Origin of the sequence: Providencia sp. 2023EL-00965 (assembly GCF_033550225.1) — a bacterium.
Classification (GTDB): Bacteria; Pseudomonadota; Gammaproteobacteria; order Enterobacterales; family Enterobacteriaceae; genus Providencia; species Providencia manganoxydans.
On sequence record NZ_JAWUEH010000017.1, the window covers coordinates 25,550 to 43,470 of the forward strand.

Consider the following 17,921-nt stretch of genomic DNA (forward strand, 5'->3'; position numbering starts at 1 on the left):
CCTTTCTATTTTTTAACTAACGGTATTAAGCTGGATTATCAATATCAACGAATGTTGCGTCTAAATTATGATGATCCACTAGCCATTTTGTCAGAGCTTTAATGCCATAGCGTTCTGTTGCATGATGGCCTGCTGAATAAAAATGGATCCCCATTTCCCTTGCAATATGAATAGTTTGCTCAGACACTTCACCAGTAACAAACGCATCCACACCAAATTCAGCGGCTTGTAATATAAAGCCCTGCCCACCCCCAGTACACCATGCAATTTGGCGTATCTCTTGTTTACCTGTATCACCACAATGTAATGGCTTGCGGCCAAGGCGGCTTTCTAAACGCTCATTTAATTCAGCTGGTGTTATCGGCTGATCAAAATACCCAAATGGCATCAATGGGTCGATATGACCATCAATTTTAACCCCCATCAAATGGGCTAACTGAGTATTGTTACCCAGCTGATGATGTGCATCTAACGGTAAATGATAACCATAAAGGTTGATGTCATTTTCCAGTAAGGTTTTTAGACGCTTTCTTTTCATCCCCTTAATCACTGATGGCTCATTTTTCCAAAAATAGCCATGGTGAACAATAATAGCATCAGCTTCCATCTCTACCGCTTTATCTAAAAGCGCTTGGCAAGCGGTTACACCAGTGACAATTTTTTGTACATGAGAACGGCCTTCAACTTGTAAGCCGTTAGGCGCATAGTCTTGGTATTCACTGATTTTCAACTCATTATTGATAAGTTCTTCCAACGCTAAATTACGCATAATCTATCCTTTTTACTGCATCACTTATCGACGCATAGAGGTAATAATGATCGATATTATCTCTCTAGCTTATAAGCCCAGAGCATAAAAAGAAATGGCTAATTTTGGCTTATTTATTGCTACCAATAATAATTGGACGAAGAAATGAGTTCGAATGGAAATGATAAATATTTAAGAAGGGAATCAACCCCCATAACACGGTTATTATGGGGATCTATTAATGAATACAATCGTGATTAATGATGTGTATCCATTGTCATTTCTGAGCGCTCAAGCCAAACAGGTTTATCGCTTGTTTTAGCCCAGACCTTATAAAGGTAACTATAAAATTTTGCTCGTTGTGGATGAAAAACCATAACCGGAAACGCAAGTATGCCAGCAGACATCGCAGCAGCGCGGCGTAAAATAACCTGATTACGGGAATATTCGCGATATGTGGACATCGATATCCTCCTGTCAGTAGCCACATTATTTGCCGATTTTAGTTTGCCCCTTCAACTCACACATAACACCCATTTAAGAGAGACCAAAATCGCACAGATAGTATGAAGATAATTAACTGACTTAATGATACGCCCTTATTGGTAACTTTACTACTGATCTGACCACTTACTCCTTAAAAAAGAGCCAAAAAATCGCACAATTTGTAGTTTTCCTACAATAATTAACATCCAAATGAATAAAAGAAACAAAATTAACACATTAAAGTAACATTTGATTATAACCCTACAGTGACAGTGGCTGACTGTTTTATCACCATTTTTATACTTTTTTTACGCGCCCATCTCTATTTTTATCAGCTTCTTTACAACGCAATCCCTATCCTACCTCCATGGAAATATTAAGGAGAAACTACTGTGTCGCTACTTTCCATTGTTGGGGCAGTGTTTGTTGTTTTACTGCTGGTTTATCTGATCTACGCCTTGCTAAACGCGGAGGATTTTTAAGATGACCACAAATGCATTTTTACTTATTGCCAGCTTCCTATTAGTTCTGCTGGTACTGGCTAAACCATTAGGCCTATTCATTGCCAGCTTAATTGAAGGTGATATGCCACGTTTTATGCTAAGAGCTGAAGCGGTAATTTGGCGTTGTAGTGGCTTAAAACAGCCAGGCCGCGAAATGGCTGAAATGAACTGGTTACGCTATGCATTAGCTATCTTATTATTCAATTTTTTAGGTTTTATTCTGTTATTTGTCTTATTAGTTTTTCAAGATAGCTTACCGCTCAACCCACAAAAGTTTTCAGGAATGAATTGGGATCTGGCGTTTAATACTGCCATCAGCTTTGTTACCAATACTAACTGGCAGTCCTATAGTGGTGAAAGCAACCTCAGCTATTTAAGCCAAATGACCGGTTTAACGGTACAAAATTTTTTATCTGCTGCCACAGGTATTGCCGTCGTTTTTGCCTTAATCCGTGCTTTTTCTCGCCACAGTAGCAAAACACTGGGTAATGCATGGATAGACCTAACTCGCATTACGCTTTACCTATTACTGCCCTTAGCGATCGTATTTGCGTTATTTTTCGTTAGCCAAGGCGTTATCCAAAATTTTTCCGCTTATATCTTAAGTGATAACTTAAATAGCTCAGCTCAACTACTCCCAATGGGTCCAGTTGCTTCCCAAGAAGCCATTAAGTTATTAGGTACCAACGGCGGTGGATTCTTTGGCGCTAACTCGTCTCACCCTTTTGAAAACCCAACTGCCTTAAGCAATTTTGTGCAGATGTTAGCTATTTTCTTAATCCCAACAGCACTGTGCTTTGCTTTTGGACGTACTGTTGGCGATAACAAACAAGGCAATGCGCTGCTGTGGACTATGGCAATCATTTTTGTCATTGCCGCAGCAACCGTTATCTATGCTGAATATATTGGTAATCCATTCTTAAATGATTTTTCTGCCAATAGTACAGCCAACATGGAAGGAAAAGAGAGCCGCTTTGGTATTCTCAGTTCAGCACTGTATGCGGTCGTCACAACCGCAGCCTCTTGTGGCGCAGTCAATGCGATGCATGATTCCTTTACTGCTTTAGGTGGCATGGTACCAATGTGGTTGATGCAAATTGGTGAAGTGGTCTTTGGTGGGGTTGGCTCAGGTTTATATGGCATGTTGTTATTTGTTTTACTAGCCGTATTTATCGCAGGTTTAATGATTGGCCGTACACCTGAATATTTAGGTAAAAAAATTGAGGTTCGTGAAATGAAAATGGTCGCCATTGCCATTTTAGTTACCCCAACCTTAGTACTTTGTGGTACCACTCTCGCATTGATGACTGAAGCTGGACGCGCTGCTATTTTTAACCCAGGCGCACATGGTTTTAGTGAAGTCCTCTATGCCTTCTCTTCTGCTGCCAATAATAATGGTAGTGCTTTTGCTGGATTAAGTACCAATACACCTTTCTATAATATCGCGCTGGCTATTGCTATGTTGCTAGGTCGCTTTGGTGTGATCCTTCCGGTGCTGGCAATTGCAGGCTCACTGGCAATGAAAAAACCTCAAGTCGCCACGATGGCAAGCTTACCAACACATGGCCCTGTGTTTATTGGTTTATTAATCTTAACCGTTTTACTCATCGGTGCTCTAACTTTCGTTCCTGCGCTTGCGCTAGGTCCGATCGCAGAACATGTGCAAATTTGGTTAGCGGCATAGTGAGGGAAATAAAATGAAAAAAACTCAACTGTTTGATAGTGCTTTAGTTCGTCAATCTATAATCGATGCCATAAAAAAATGCACCCCACAAGCGCAATGGCGTAACCCAGTGATGTTTGTCGTGTATATTGGCAGCATCATCACGACGCTACTTTGGCTGGCAATGTTAACGGGTCATAGTGAAGGTAACGCTTGGTTTAGTGGCATGATCACCCTCTGGTTATGGTTTACTGTGCTATTTGCCAATTTTGCTGAAGCCCTTGCTGAAGGGCGCAGTAAAGCGCAAGCCGCTAGCCTTAAAGGCGTTAAAAAGCTCAGTAGTGCAATACGTCTTGCCGCTGCTTCTTTAGATGCTGCACAGGAAACCGTCAATTCAGATCAACTGCGCAAAGGGGATATTGTGCTGATCCGCGCTGGTGAAACTATCCCTTGTGATGGCGAAGTCATTGAAGGTGGCGCATCCGTTGATGAAAGTTCGATTACTGGCGAATCTGCCCCAGTCATTCGTGAATCAGGGGGCGACTTTTCATCTGTTACAGGCGGAACACGCGTACTTTCAGACTGGTTAATTGTTGAATGTACTGTAAATCCAGGTGAAACATTCCTTGATCGTATGATTTCAATGGTCGAGGGTGCACAACGTCGTAAAACACCCAATGAAATTGCACTCACTATTTTATTAACTGCACTGACCATTATTTTTTTATTAGCTTGTGCAACCTTGTACCCATTCACCCTCTTCTCCGCAGAATATGCGGGCGCAGGCAGCGCTGTTTCGATTTTAGTGCTAATTGCTTTACTGATTTGTTTAATTCCAACCACCATTGGCGGCCTACTTTCCTCTATCGGTGTTGCTGGGATGAGCCGCATGTTAGGCGCCAATGTCATCGCGACTAGCGGTCGAGCAGTCGAAGCTGCCGGTGACGTTGATGTGTTATTGCTGGATAAAACAGGCACCATTACCTTAGGTAATCGCCAAGCCTCCGCCTTCTTACCGCTTGCAGGGGTAACAGAGCAACAACTTGCGGATGCTGCACAACTTTCTTCTTTAGCCGATGAAACTCCTGAAGGTCGTAGCATCGTTGTACTGGCTAAGCAAAAATTTAATTTACGTGAAAGAGATATACATGCTCTAAATGCCACTTTTGTACCATTTTCAGCAATGACACGAATGAGTGGTGTCAACGTCGGCGAACGCATGATCCGTAAAGGCTCAGCGGATGCGATACGCCGGTATGTTGAAGCAAATCATAGTAAATTCCCTCTCGAAGCGGACAAATTAGTGGAACAAGTTGCCCATCAAGGTGGAACACCATTGGTAGTGGTTGATAACCAAACCGTACTTGGTGTCGTTGCGCTAAAAGATATTGTGAAAGGTGGTATCAAAGAACGTTTTGCACAAATGCGCAGTATGGGGATCAAAACCGTAATGATCACAGGTGATAACCATCTTACAGCTGCGGCGATTGCTGCCGAGGCAGGTGTTGATGATTTTTTAGCTGAAGCAACCCCAGAAGCCAAGTTAGCGCTGATCCGCCAATATCAATCCGAAGGACGTCTCGTTGCTATGACCGGTGATGGAACAAACGATGCCCCAGCCCTTGCTCAAGCAGATGTTGCTGTTGCGATGAACTCAGGCACCCAAGCAGCAAAAGAAGCAGGTAACATGGTTGATTTAGATTCGAATCCAACCAAACTGATTGAAGTCGTTCATATCGGTAAGCAGATGCTAATGACACGTGGTTCACTGACCACTTTTAGTATCGCTAATGATATCGCTAAATATTTTGCCATCATTCCAGCTGCTTTTGCTGTCACTTGGCCGCAACTGAATGCGCTAAACATTATGCATCTACACTCACCAGCGTCCGCTTTGTTATCTGCTGTGATTTTTAATGCGTTGATCATTGTATTTTTGATCCCATTAGCCTTAAAAGGGGTTAACTATCGCCCAATGAGCTCACAGTCATTGTTACAAAGAAACTTAGGTATTTACGGTTTAGGTGGTCTGATCGTGCCATTTGTTGGTATCAAACTGATTGACATGATCATCAGTCTATTTGGTTTATAAGGGATCAATTATGAATATGCTCCGTTCATCTATCGTAGTATTAGCGTTACTGGCGATAATTACTGGGGTTGCCTATCCTTTATTTGTCACGGGGATCGCCAATGTCCTATTCCCTTGGCAGGCTAAAGGCTCTTTAATCGAACAAGATAACCGTGTAGTTGGCTCGGTTTTAATTGGTCAAAACTACCAATCTGAGAATTACTTTTTAGGGCGCCCCTCCGCGACCGCTGATCACCCTTATAATGCTCTCGCATCCGGTGCGAGTAACCTTGCGGTCAGTAACCCTGAACTAAATGAAGCTTTTTCTCAACGTAGTCAACAATTAAGAGCGCAAAACCCAGATGCAACATCGATATTACCTGTGGATCTATTAACTAGCTCAGCGAGTGGTTTAGATCCTGATATTTCAGTCTCCGCAGCGCTCTACCAAGCACCACGTATTGCGAAAAACAGACAGCTGCCACTAAAAGACGTAGAATCATTGATTGCCATACAAACCCAAAAACCATTATTTGGTTTTATCGGCGAACCTGTCGTCAATGTATTGCAACTCAATATGGCTCTGGATGAGCTAAAACAACAGCTTAACCTACCGGCTCACTGAGGCTAGCTATGGATAATCAAGACCCAATTCGCCCAAACCCAGACGAACTACTGATAAAAGCGAATGAAAGTGGGCGTGGCAAACTTAAAATATTTTTCGGCGCCTGTGCAGGCGTCGGAAAAACCTACGCCATGCTACAAGAAGCGCAACGATTACGCGCACAAGGGTTAGATGTACTGGTTGGGGTCGTGGAAACACATGAAAGAGAAGAAACTGCCGCACTACTCGAAGGGCTATCTCTGCTGCCACCGCGCCGCTTAAATCATCGCGGACGCCGTATGAACAGCTTCGATATTGATGCTGCAATAGCAAGGCACCCTGCGATTATTTTAATGGATGAACTCGCCTTCAGTAATCCAATGGGAAGCCGTCACCCTAAGCGATGGCAAGATGTCGAAGAGTTACTCGATGCGGGTATTGATGTTCTAACCACCATTAATGTGCAACATATTGAGAGTTTGAATGATGTAGTGGGAAGTATTACGGGGATCCGCGTTCGTGAAACCGTCCCTGATCATATTTTCGATGCTGCTGATGAAATTGTCTTAGTGGATCTACCGCCTGATGATCTGCGTCAGCGCTTAAAAGAAGGCAAAGTCTATATCCCAGGGCAAGCTGAACGCGCTATTGAGCATTTTTTTCGTAAAGGTAATTTAATTGCACTACGCGAGCTTGCTTTACGACGTACCGCTGATCGCGTTGATGGGCAAATGCGTGAGTTTCGTGATGGTAAAGGGCAAGCGCCTGTTTGGCATACTCGCGATGGCTTACTGCTTTGCATCGGTCACAACAGTGGTAATGAAAAACTCGTTCGTGCAGCAGCAAGACTGGCCGCCAAATTAGGCTCTGTTTGGCATGCTGTTTATGTTGAAACACCCACCTTACATCAGTTACCTGAAGGTCATCGTAGAGCCATTCTTAAAGCATTGCGCTTAGCACAAGATCTCGGTGCTGAAACAGCAACCCTATCTGATCCATCCGAAGAAAAAGCCGTGTTACGTTACGCCCGAGAGCATAATCTGGGTAAAATTTTAATCGGTCGGCGTATTAAGCGCCGTAAGTGGTTTGATTTCACGACTCGTAGAAGTTTTGCCGAACGGTTAGGTGCATTAGGACCTGATATTGATTTAGTGATTGTGGCACTCGAAGAAAAACATGATTGGCTAAAAGATCCTGAGCGTAAACCTTTTACGGAAAAATGGCGCACTGATGTTAACGGCTTTTTAATGGCGATTGCGATGTGCGCCGCAATTACCCTTTTCTCACGAACTTTTTTACTCGCTTTCGATAAAGCCAACCTAGTTACGCTTTATTTACTTGGCGTCGTTTTAATCGCACTCTTTTATGGCCGCCGCCCATCTGTTTTTGCAGCCCTAGTTAACGTGATTAGTTTTGACTTATTTTTTGTTCAACCTCACTTTTCTCTAGCCATCATGGATATGCAGTACTTAGTGACATTTACTGTGATGCTAATTGTCGGTGTTGTCGTGGGTAATTTAACTGCGGGCATGCGCTATCAGGCTCGGATAGCACGCTATCGAGAACAACGTACACGCCATTTATATGAAATGACAAAAGAATTAGGTCAAGCGCTTACTGAACAAGATATTGGCAAAACAGGGTATCATTTCATTAATAATGCCTTTCAAGCAAAAACCTGCTTATTATTGCCAGATGAAGATAACCATTTAGCACCATTATCTTGTGAAGGCTACAGCCCCATGCAAATTGACCAAGCCATAGCTAAATGGAGCTTCGAGAAACGCCAACCTGCTGGCGCAGGTACAGATACACTGCCAAGTGTTCCTTATCAATTACAGCCAATTACTACAGCTGATCAGACACTTGCTGTACTGGCTATTGAACCTAGTAATTTACGTCAGTTGCTGATCCCTGAGCAGCAACGAATGTTACAAACCTTCACTGGGTTAATCGCGAATGCACTTGTACGTTTAAAATTGGCAAAACAGGCGGAATTGGCAAAACTCGATATCGAACGCGAGCAATTACGTAATTCATTACTCGCTGCACTATCCCATGATTTAAAAACGCCACTTACTGTACTATTTGGCCAAGCTGAAATTTTAACTTTAAACCTTAGCGCTGAAAATTCGCCTTATACTGAACAAGTTAACCAAATGCGTCAGCAAATACTCAGTACTTCACGTTTAGTGAATAACTTATTGGATATGGCACGCTTACAATCAGGAAGTATTCAACCTAATTTTGAATGGCAGTCATTACAAGAAATTACCGGTAGTGCAGTAAGGACACTTGATTACACATTATATAGCCACCCTTTGTCTATTGAGATCCCTGCGGATCTATTACTTTACTGTGATGGCAATTTAATTGAGAGAGTACTGATTAATCTACTTGAGAACGCAGTCAAATACAGTGATACTGACACGCCAATGGGAATTAGTGCTAAAATAGAAGATAATCAAGTACATATTGAGGTTTGGGATGCGAGTAATGCGATCCCCGATGGACAAGAAAACATTATTTTTGATAAATTTTCACGGGCACAAAAAGAGTCCGCCATCCCCGGTGTTGGCCTTGGCTTAGCCATCTGTCGAGCTATTATTCAATTACATGATGGGCAAATTTGGGCTGAAAATAATAAAAAAGGTGGAGCCAGCTTCCACTTTGTTTTACCTTTTAAATCATTACCTGATATTGAAGAGATAACTAACTATTGTGAACCCCCATCAAATACTGATCATTGAAGATGAAAAAGAAATTCGTCGTTTTGTCCGATTAGCATTGGAGGGGGAAGGCTTGAAAGTTTTTGAGGCTGAAACTTGTCATCGAGGCCTCATTGAAGCAGGGACTCGTCAGCCTGATCTATTAATACTGGATCTGGGTTTACCTGACGGTGATGGGTTAGATCTGATCCGTGATTTACGCCAATGGAGCAGCATTCCAATTATCGTATTATCCGCACGTGAAGAAGAATCACAAAAAGTTGCAGCATTAGATGCGGGAGCTGATGACTACCTGACCAAACCTTTTGGCATTAGTGAATTACTGGCTAGAGTCCGTGTAGCCTTACGGCGCTTTGGTAAAGTCACTCAAGAAAGCTCAGTATTTCAATTTGGTGATATCAGTATTGATTTTATTAATCGGATCGTCAGCAAACAAAATGAAGAACTGCACCTAACACCAATCGAGTTTCGCTTACTCAGTGAGCTAGTCGCCAACAGTGGCAAAGTGCTCACTCAACGCCACCTGCTACTACAAGTTTGGGGGCCCAGTTATGTTGAGCATAATCATTACCTACGCATCTATATGGGCCATTTACGGCAAAAGCTGGAAAATGATCCTGCCCGCCCTATCCATTTACTCACCGAAACTGGGATTGGCTATCGCTTTATGCCCTAGTGAATATTTACACAATGCTTAAAAGCTATTTCATAAGCAGCTCAATTATCTTATAGCCATAAAAAAATCTTAGCATCAACTAAGGCACTAAGATTTTATCTGTCGCCTTGAAGCCATTAGCCATCACAGCATTTCCTCTAAATAATTCGTACCACATCTAGGCGACCAGCAAAGATAGTCGAGAAGCATAGATAACGCGATTAAATTAGCAGACATAAAAAAATCTTAGCATCAACTAAGACACTAAGATTTTATCTGTCGCCTTGAAGCCATTAGCCATCACAGTATTTCCTCTAAATAACTCGTACCACATTTAGGCGGCCAGCAAAGATAGTCGAGAAGCATAGATAACGCGATTAAATTAGCAGACATAAAAAAATCTTAGCATCAACTAAGACACTAAGATTTTATCTGTCGCCTTGAAGCTATTAGCTATCACAGCATTTCCTCTAAATAATTCGTACCACATCTAGGCGGCCAGCAAAGATAGTCGAGAAGCATAGATAACGCGATTAAATTAGCAGACATAAAAAAATCTTAGCATCAACTAAGACACTAAGATTTTATCTGTCGCCTTGAAGCTATTAGCCATCACAGTATTTCCTCTAAATAACTCGTACCACATTTAGGCGGCCAGCAAAGATAGTCGAGAAGCATAGATAACGCGATTAAATTAGCAGACATAAAAAAATATTAGCATCAACTAAGACACTAAGATTTTAGCTGACTCCTTGAAGCCATTAGCCATCACAGCATTTCCTCTGAATAATTCGTACCACATTTAGGCGGCCAGTGAAGATAGTCGAGGAGCATAGATAACGCGATTAAATTAGCAGACATAAAAAAATCTTAGCATCACTAAGATCCTAAGATTTTATCTGTCGCCTTGAAGCCATTAGCCATCACAGTATTTCCTCTAAATAATTCGTACCACATCTAGGCGGCCAGCAAAGATAGTCGGGGAGCATAGATAACTATGTGACCCGACTAGCTGAGCGCAGCCAACAACGATGTGGTGCGAAGTATGACGAGGAAATTATTGCGCTTCGATCTTAGCCCATGTATCGCGCAACCCTACGGTACGGTTAAACACCAACTTATCAGCACGGCTTAAACGATTATCGGCACAGAAATAGCCTTCACGCTCAAACTGATAGGGTTTATCTGTTGCAGCTTCACGTAAGCTTGGCTCAACAAAACCATGGCGAATAACTAATGACTCAGGGTTGATAACGGAGACAAAATCCTCTTCCGCAGCTGGGTTTGCTACCGTAAACAAGCGATCGTAAAGACGGATTTCAGCAGGTAGAGCATGTGCAGCACTAACCCAATGAATAACCCCTTTGACTTTACGTCCGTCTGCTGGGTCTTTATTCAGTGTTTGTGGGTCATAGGTGCAGTAAATCGTTGTAATGTTACCTTCTGCATCTTTTTCCACACGTTCTGCTTTAATAATGTATGCATTACGCAAGCGAACTTCTTTACCTAATACCAAGCGCTTATATTGACGGTTAGCTTCTTCACGGAAATCAGCACGATCAATATATAATTCATTGCTGAATGGGACTTTGCGTGTGCCCATCTCTGGCTTGTTCGGGTGATTTGGCGCAGTTAAAATCTCTTCGCCAGCAGGCATGTTTTCAATCACTAAACGAACAGGATCAATAACCGCCATTGCACGAGGGGCATTTTCGTTTAAGTCGTCACGGATGCAAGACTCTAACGATGCCATTTCAACGTTGTTATCTTGCTTAGTCACGCCAATACGTAGGCAGAATTCACGGATAGATGCCGCGGTATAACCACGACGACGTAAACCTGAAATAGTAGGCATACGCGGATCATCCCAACCTTCAACCAATTTATCAGTAACCAATTGGTTCAGCTTACGCTTAGACATCACGGTATATTCAAGGTTTAAGCGTGAAAATTCGTACTGGCGAGGGTGGCAATCAATGGTGATATTATCAAGAACCCAGTCATATAAACGACGGTTATCTTGGAACTCCAATGTACACAATGAATGTGTAATACCTTCTAACGCATCAGAAATACAATGCGTGAAATCATACATTGGGTAAATACACCATTTATTACCAGACTGATGGTGCTCGGCAAATTTAATACGATATAAAACCGGATCACGCATCACAATAAAAGGTGACGCCATATCAATTTTTGCACGTAAACAAGCTTTACCTTCTTCAAAGCCACCAGCACGCATTTTTTCAAACAGTGCTAAGTTTTCTTCAATACTACGGTCGCGATATGGGCTGTTTTTACCTGGCTCTTTCAAGGTACCGCGGTATTCACGGATCTGTTCTGCGCTCAGCTCATCAACATAAGCCAATCCTTTATTGATCAACTCAATGGCATATTGATACAAAGTATCGAAATAATCAGAAGAGTAATGAACTTTACCGCTCCATTGGAACCCGAGCCACTGCACATCTTCTTGAATCGAATTAACGTACTCAACGTCTTCTTTAACAGGGTTAGTATCATCAAAACGTAAGTTACACTTGCCTTGATAGTCCTGTGCGATCCCAAAATTCAAGCAAATTGATTTTGCATGGCCAATGTGCAAATAGCCATTTGGTTCAGGTGGAAAACGAGTTTGTACCGAAGTGTGTTTCCCACTCGCCAGATCTTCATCAATGATCTGACGGATAAAATTTGTTGGGCGAGTTTCTGCCTCATTCATTGTCATCATTCCTCAATGCCAAAAGCGCGTAATAGCAAGCTATAGTCTACCATAATCTGTCAGGAAACAACCGTTTGATCTCATATACTCTTCATTCTTCGCGCCACAGCGTTGTTGGCTGCGTTTAGCTAGCCGAGTCACATAGTTATCTATGCTCCTCGACTATCTTCACTGGCCGCCTAGCTGTAACACGAATTATTTAGAGTATACAATCGTTATATTACGCAGCTAATATCACACATAACACGACAAACAATAAAATTGGATAGCTTTGTGCATGACGTTTATCACTTAAATAAGGCATCAATAAACCAGCAAAACGGATCCCTAACCATGAGGTCGCAATTAAAATTAATGCGCCTTTAATATAAATCATGCCAATAAAACCACTACCCAATTCAATATCTTTCGTCAATGCAAAGTAGAGGTAAGTTAGCGTCCCCGTAATCGCCATCGGTAATGTTAACGGATTCGCAAACGCCGCCGCTTGGATCATACTCGCACCACGTCGACGCATTAAAGGAACTGTCATCACACTTCCCCCCACACCAAGAAACGCAGCAACCGCGCCAATCACTACTCCAATAGGTGTATCCGCAAAAATGCCACCTTTAGAAGGTTGGATGCCATTCGAATCGGTTTTCATAAAACCTGGGCGAATGAAACAATCCAAGATAGTGATAATCAAGTAAACAATAAACACCCAGCGGATCCATTCACTTTCCACTGACAGTGCAACAAATGCACCAACAATCCCACCTAATGAAATTGGAATAATAAAAGGACGAATGATTGACCAATTTAAGTTTCCTTTGCGGTAGTGAGCTTGGCTAGATACCGATGCCGAAAAAATCATCACACAAGTTGATGTCGCAACAGCGATTTGCATTGCAACATCATTAGCCTCACTTTGCGGCCCCCACACCAAGCTAATTAAGGCATACAACAAGGGAACCGTAATAAAACCGCCACCAAAACCAAATAAAGCCGTTGTGATCCCAGATAGAAAACCAAAAAGGCACAGTAATACAGTCACAGGTATATCTCCATTTGTTATTGTAATGTTATCTTACCGAGGAGAATAACGGCTGACTTACGCATTCCTGACAAGTTACTTTGAAATTTCGCCAACTTTTCTTAAGATCAAAAAAAGGGAGGCATAAATCGCCTCCCTTCGCTCTGTCAATAATATAATAAGTCTATTGACTATTTCAGCACATTGTAAATGACCGTTTCACCGCCAGTCACATTACCTTCAGCTAAAATTTCAACCCCTGCAAAATCATCAATATTACTGATAATAACTGGGCTGATCATAGATTTTGCATTGGCTTCTAAGAAAGCCAGATCCAGTTTCAGAATAGGTGTACCCGCTTTCACTTCGCTACCTTCTTCCACTAAACGTGCGCAGCCTTCACCTTTCAATGCAACAGTGTCAATACCCATGTGCACAATTAGCTCAATGCCATTGTCTGTTTCTAAACAAAATGCATGGTTAGTTTCGAAAATTTTCACTACCGTACCTGATGCAGGTGCTAATACCTCATCACTGGTTGGCTTGATAGCAATACCATCACCAACAATACGGCTGGAGAATGCTTCATCAGGCACATCATCAAGCGAGAAAACTTCACCACTAACTGGTGCAACTAACGATAGAACCGTTTCACCTTTTGCTTTCGCAGATTCACTCGCTTTCGCTGTTTCAGGTGCAGCTGTTGGTGCTGAGCCTGCAATAGGGCCTTTAGCAATAACATCTTTCATTGCCGCTGCAACTAGTTCAGCACGTGTCCCCACAATAACTTGGACACTTTGCTTGTTCAGGCGAATCACTCCTGACGCACCAAGGCGTTTTGCCATCGCATCGTTGACAATCGCCGCATCTTTTACACCTAAGCGTAAACGAGTGATACATGCGTCGATACCAGTAATATTATCGCTACCACCTACCGCAGCAACATATTGGCGAGCCTCTTTTTGAATTTCGCTGTCTGTGCTATCTACAGGGCTCAAGTTTTCATCATAGCCATCGATGGTTTCATCGCCCGCACTCACTTCACGGCCTGGGGTTAACAGGTTGAATTTACGGATCATGAAACGGAAGATGACGTAGTAAATACAGAAGAAGACTAAACCTTGAACAATCAGCATCCACCAATTTAATGCCAGTGGGTTACGTGATTGCAACAGCATATCGACTAAACCAGCACTGAAGCCGAAGCCCGAAATCCATTCCATTGACGCTGCAATAAATACTGAAATACCCGTTAACAGAGCATGCATAACATACAGTACAGGAGCCACAAACATGAATGAGAATTCGAGCGGTTCAGTAATACCTGTAAAGAATGCAGCGAAAGCACCAGCAAGCATAATACCTGCAACTTTTGCTTTATTTTCAGGACGTGCACAGTGGTAAATAGCTAACGCCGCGCCCGGTAAACCAAACATCATAATTGGGAAGAAGCCTGCTTGGTAACGACCTGTAATACCAGGAATTGCCAAACCTTCTTCAATTGATTTAGCACCACCAAGGAAGTTAGGAATATCGTTAATACCTGCAACGTCAAACCAGAACACAGAGTTCAGAGCGTGGTGCAGACCAACAGGAATTAATAAACGGTTAAAGAAGGCATAAATACCTGCCCCTACTGAACCTAAATCTTTAATACTTTCACCAAATGAAACTAATCCATTATAAACTAATGGCCATACATACATCAGGATGAATGCAAGGAAAATCATTAGGAAAGAGGTTAGGATCGGCACAAGTCGACGACCACTGAAAAAGGACAGTGCTTTAGGTAGTTCAACACCACTATAACGGTTATACAGTTCAGCAGAGAGTACACCAACAAGGATACCCACAAACTGGTTATTAATTTTGTTAAATGCCGCAGGAACACTTTCTAGCGGGACATTCATGATCATCGAATAAGACGCTGGTGAACACAGTGTTGTGACAACAAGAAAACCGACAAAACCGGTCAGCGCAGCAGCACCATCTTTATCTTTTGACATTCCATAGGCAACACCGATAGCAAACAGCACAGACATATTATCAATAATTGCTGCACCTGATTTGATCAGTAAAGCCGCGATTGCACTATTGGCGCCCCAACCATCTGGATCTATCCAATAACCAATCCCCATAAGGATTGCGGCGGCAGGCAGTACTGCCACAGGCACCATCAGTGCCCTACCGATCCGCTGTAAGTAGCTAAGAATATTCACAAACTCCCCCTTTATAGCCCAGTTATTGCCCCATTTACGGGATCTTATAGTTCATACACCATAATAATAATTTAGGTGATTGAGCATAGCAATTTCATAGTCTAGATTAATTTTTTCGCGATACAAAATAAATAGGTGTGATTTGTGATAAATGTCAATGATAACTTTAGTAAGGAGGCTAAATTAGTGGCTATTATTGAAAACTTATTTTATGATTAAAAATAACTTATCTACTGGATTTCGATGTACCACTAATGGAGAATCGGTACGCCCTAAAATAACCTATAGTTAATGAAAAATATTAGGAAACATGGGCCATTCTCGAAATAGTAAAGTCACAGGCTAAGATCACTTGTTTGTAATAAAGCCATGTCACCTTTGCTAGCTGAGTGAAGAAAAATTTTATATTTCACAGAATTAACAGACTTTCACTAGAGGTAAAGTATCATGAGGCTCCTCCCGCTAAAAAATGCTCAAGACGTTGGGATCTGGTCTGCTCAATACATTGCAGACAAAATCAATGCGTTCAACCCTACAGCAGAACGCCCTTTCGTTTTAGGCTTACCAACAGGCGGCACACCGCTGGCAACCTATAAAGCACTGATTGCATTGTATCAAGCAGGTAAAGTCAGCTTTAAACACGTTGTCACTTTTAATATGGATGAATATGTAGGCATCCCAGAAGACCATCCGCAAAGCTACCACACTTTTATGCATGATAATTTCTTCAATCATGTGGATATTCAAAAAGAAAACATCAACCTACTAAATGGTAACGCGCCAGATGTTGATGCAGAATGCCAGCGCTATGAAGACAAAATCAAGTCTTACGGCAAGATCAATCTGTTCATGGGTGGCGTAGGCAACGATGGACACATTGCGTTTAACGAACCGGGTTCATCATTAAGTTCACGTACTCGAATTAAAACCCTAACACCAGAAACTCGTATCGCTAACTCACGCTTTTTCAATAACGATGTTAATCAAGTGCCTAAGTTTGCACTGACGGTTGGCGTTGCCACCTTGATGGACGCTGAAGAGTTAATGGTATTAGCCACTGGCGCAAATAAATCAAATGCAGTTCAAGCCGCAGTTGAAGGCTCTGTTAACCATTTATGGACGATAAGTTGTGTACAGATGCACCAAAAAGCACTGATTGTCTGTGATGAGCCTGCAACACTTGAATTAAAAGTAAAAACACTTAAATATTTCACTCAGTTAGAATCTGACATTATCGAAAAATTTAACCAGTAATCATTCGATCACCCGACTTGTGAGAGCAAGTCGGTGACCCAATGTTTTACCTCTCCAGAAGTCAGGAGCCAAAGACTATGTATGCATTAACTCATTGTATTATTTATACAGGCCATGAAAGATTAGATAACCATGCAATCATTATTGACGGTACACTAATTAAAGATATCTGCCCTTTAGCAGACCTTCCTGCTGATATCGAACAGCACGATTTACAAGGGGCTATCCTTTCTCCCGGCTTTATTGATCTGCAAGTCAATGGCTGTGGTGGCGTCCAATTCAATGACAACAAAGAAAACGTGACATTGGAACATCTGGAGATAATGCAAAAAGCCAACGAACGTACTGGCTGTACTAGCTATCTACCAACACTGATTACCTGCTCAGATGAATTAATGAAGCATGGTGTTGAAGTGATGAGTGAATATCTAAAAACTCATCGTAACCAAGCACTTGGCCTACATTTAGAAGGCCCTTATATCAACATCATTAAAAAAGGGACTCATAACCCTGAATTTATCCGTAAACCTTCAGCTGAAATGATCGATTATTTAGCTGCCCATGCGGATGCCATCACTAAAGTGACATTAGCACCAGAAATGGTCGATGAATCCTATATCCGCCAGTTAACAAATGCAGGTATTGTGGTTTCAGCTGGCCACTCGAATTCCACTTATGAAGAAGCACGCCTTGGCTTTAAAGCAGGCATTCGCTTCTCTACCCATTTATTTAATGCCATGCCTTATATCTCTGGCAGAGGTCCTGGGTTGGTTGGTGCTATTTACGATACTCCAGAAGTGTATGCCGGTATCATCGCAGACGGACTTCATGTGCAATGGGCAAATATTCGTAACAGTAAACACTTGAAAGGTGATAAATTAGTTTTAGTTACGGACGCTACAGCGCCTGCTGGAATTGATCCTCAAACTGGTGAAATGGATCATTTTATCTTTGCAGGCAAAACCATATACTACCGTGATGGATTGTGTGTTGATGAGAACGGAACGCTCAGCGGATCATCACTAACAATGATTGAAGCAGTTAAAAATACGGTAGAGCATGTCGGTATCGCTCTAGATGAAACATTAAGGATGGCGACGTTATATCCGGCAAGGGCAATCGGCGTTGAATCTCAGTTGGGTTCGATCGCACCGGGTAAAGTTGCAAACTTGACTGCGTTTAACCACGACTTCCAAATCCTCTCAACTTACGTCAACGGCGAGGAAGTCTACAAAAAATGAGTATATAG

General features: G+C 42.2%; 13 protein-coding genes. 8 read left to right on the plus strand and 5 right to left on the minus strand.

Annotation, left to right across the window (positions count from 1 at the left end; all coding sequences use genetic code 11):
* Positions 1-25 precede the first annotated feature (25 nt).
* Positions 26-769, minus strand: a complete 744-nt coding sequence (locus SC428_RS18405) for a type 2 GTP cyclohydrolase I (RefSeq protein ID WP_070925040.1) — start codon at positions 767-769, stop codon at positions 26-28.
* Between the two features lie 236 nt (positions 770-1,005).
* The gene (locus tag SC428_RS18410; RefSeq protein ID WP_070925041.1) at positions 1,006-1,212 is read right to left on the minus strand and encodes a YbfA family protein; all 207 of its coding nucleotides are present in this window, start codon (positions 1,210-1,212) and stop codon (positions 1,006-1,008) included.
* 441 nt (positions 1,213-1,653) lie between these two features.
* Here SC428_RS18410 and kdpF point away from each other — a divergent pair, with 441 nt between their 5' ends.
* The 6 genes from kdpF to kdpE are packed head-to-tail and all read left to right on the plus strand — an operon-like array spanning position 1,654 to position 9,480.
* Positions 1,654-1,716, plus strand: coding sequence for a K(+)-transporting ATPase subunit F (gene kdpF / locus SC428_RS22210; protein ID WP_369113979.1), 63 nt, complete (start codon positions 1,654-1,656; stop codon positions 1,714-1,716).
* Position 1,717: 1 nt separating this feature from the next.
* On the plus strand, positions 1,718-3,421 hold the full coding sequence (kdpA, locus tag SC428_RS18415) for a potassium-transporting ATPase subunit KdpA (RefSeq protein ID WP_318709511.1): 1,704 nt from the start codon (positions 1,718-1,720) through the stop codon (positions 3,419-3,421).
* A gap of 13 nt (positions 3,422-3,434) precedes the next feature.
* Positions 3,435-5,492 carry a potassium-transporting ATPase subunit KdpB gene (kdpB, locus tag SC428_RS18420; protein ID WP_318709513.1) on the plus strand — a complete coding sequence of 686 codons (2,058 nt, stop codon included), beginning with the start codon at positions 3,435-3,437 and terminating at the stop codon, positions 5,490-5,492.
* A gap of 10 nt (positions 5,493-5,502) precedes the next feature.
* A complete protein-coding gene (kdpC, locus tag SC428_RS18425; protein WP_070925043.1) occupies positions 5,503-6,096 on the plus strand; it encodes a potassium-transporting ATPase subunit KdpC in 594 nt (197 codons plus the stop codon).
* A gap of 8 nt (positions 6,097-6,104) precedes the next feature.
* Entirely contained in the window at positions 6,105-8,825 is a 2,721-nt protein-coding gene (gene kdpD / locus SC428_RS18430) for a two-component system sensor histidine kinase KdpD (protein WP_140187564.1), read from the plus strand.
* Positions 8,797-9,480 carry a two-component system response regulator KdpE gene (kdpE, locus tag SC428_RS18435; protein WP_070925044.1) on the plus strand — a complete coding sequence of 228 codons (684 nt, stop codon included), beginning with the start codon at positions 8,797-8,799 and terminating at the stop codon, positions 9,478-9,480. The genes kdpD and kdpE overlap by 29 nt, the downstream gene beginning before the upstream one ends.
* A gap of 1,036 nt (positions 9,481-10,516) precedes the next feature.
* Here the strand turns inward: kdpE and glnS are convergent.
* From glnS to nagE, 3 genes are all read right to left on the minus strand, one after another.
* The gene (glnS, locus tag SC428_RS18440; protein ID WP_070925045.1) at positions 10,517-12,184 is read right to left on the minus strand and encodes a glutamine--tRNA ligase; all 1,668 of its coding nucleotides are present in this window, start codon (positions 12,182-12,184) and stop codon (positions 10,517-10,519) included.
* A 220-nt stretch (positions 12,185-12,404) separates the two neighbouring features.
* Positions 12,405-13,220 (minus strand): sulfite exporter TauE/SafE family protein, encoded by an 816-nt coding sequence (locus SC428_RS18445; RefSeq protein ID WP_070925046.1) that lies wholly within the window; start codon positions 13,218-13,220, stop codon positions 12,405-12,407.
* A 170-nt stretch (positions 13,221-13,390) separates the two neighbouring features.
* Positions 13,391-15,418, minus strand: coding sequence for an N-acetylglucosamine-specific PTS transporter subunit IIBC (gene nagE / locus SC428_RS18450; RefSeq protein WP_070925047.1), 2,028 nt, complete (start codon positions 15,416-15,418; stop codon positions 13,391-13,393).
* 447 nt (positions 15,419-15,865) lie between these two features.
* Here nagE and nagB point away from each other — a divergent pair, with 447 nt between their 5' ends.
* Positions 15,866-16,672 (plus strand): glucosamine-6-phosphate deaminase, encoded by an 807-nt coding sequence (nagB, locus tag SC428_RS18455; protein ID WP_070925048.1) that lies wholly within the window; start codon positions 15,866-15,868, stop codon positions 16,670-16,672.
* Positions 16,673-16,749: 77 nt separating this feature from the next.
* Positions 16,750-17,913 carry an N-acetylglucosamine-6-phosphate deacetylase gene (nagA, locus tag SC428_RS18460; protein WP_070925049.1) on the plus strand — a complete coding sequence of 388 codons (1,164 nt, stop codon included), beginning with the start codon at positions 16,750-16,752 and terminating at the stop codon, positions 17,911-17,913.
* The last annotated feature ends 8 nt before the right edge of the window (positions 17,914-17,921 follow it).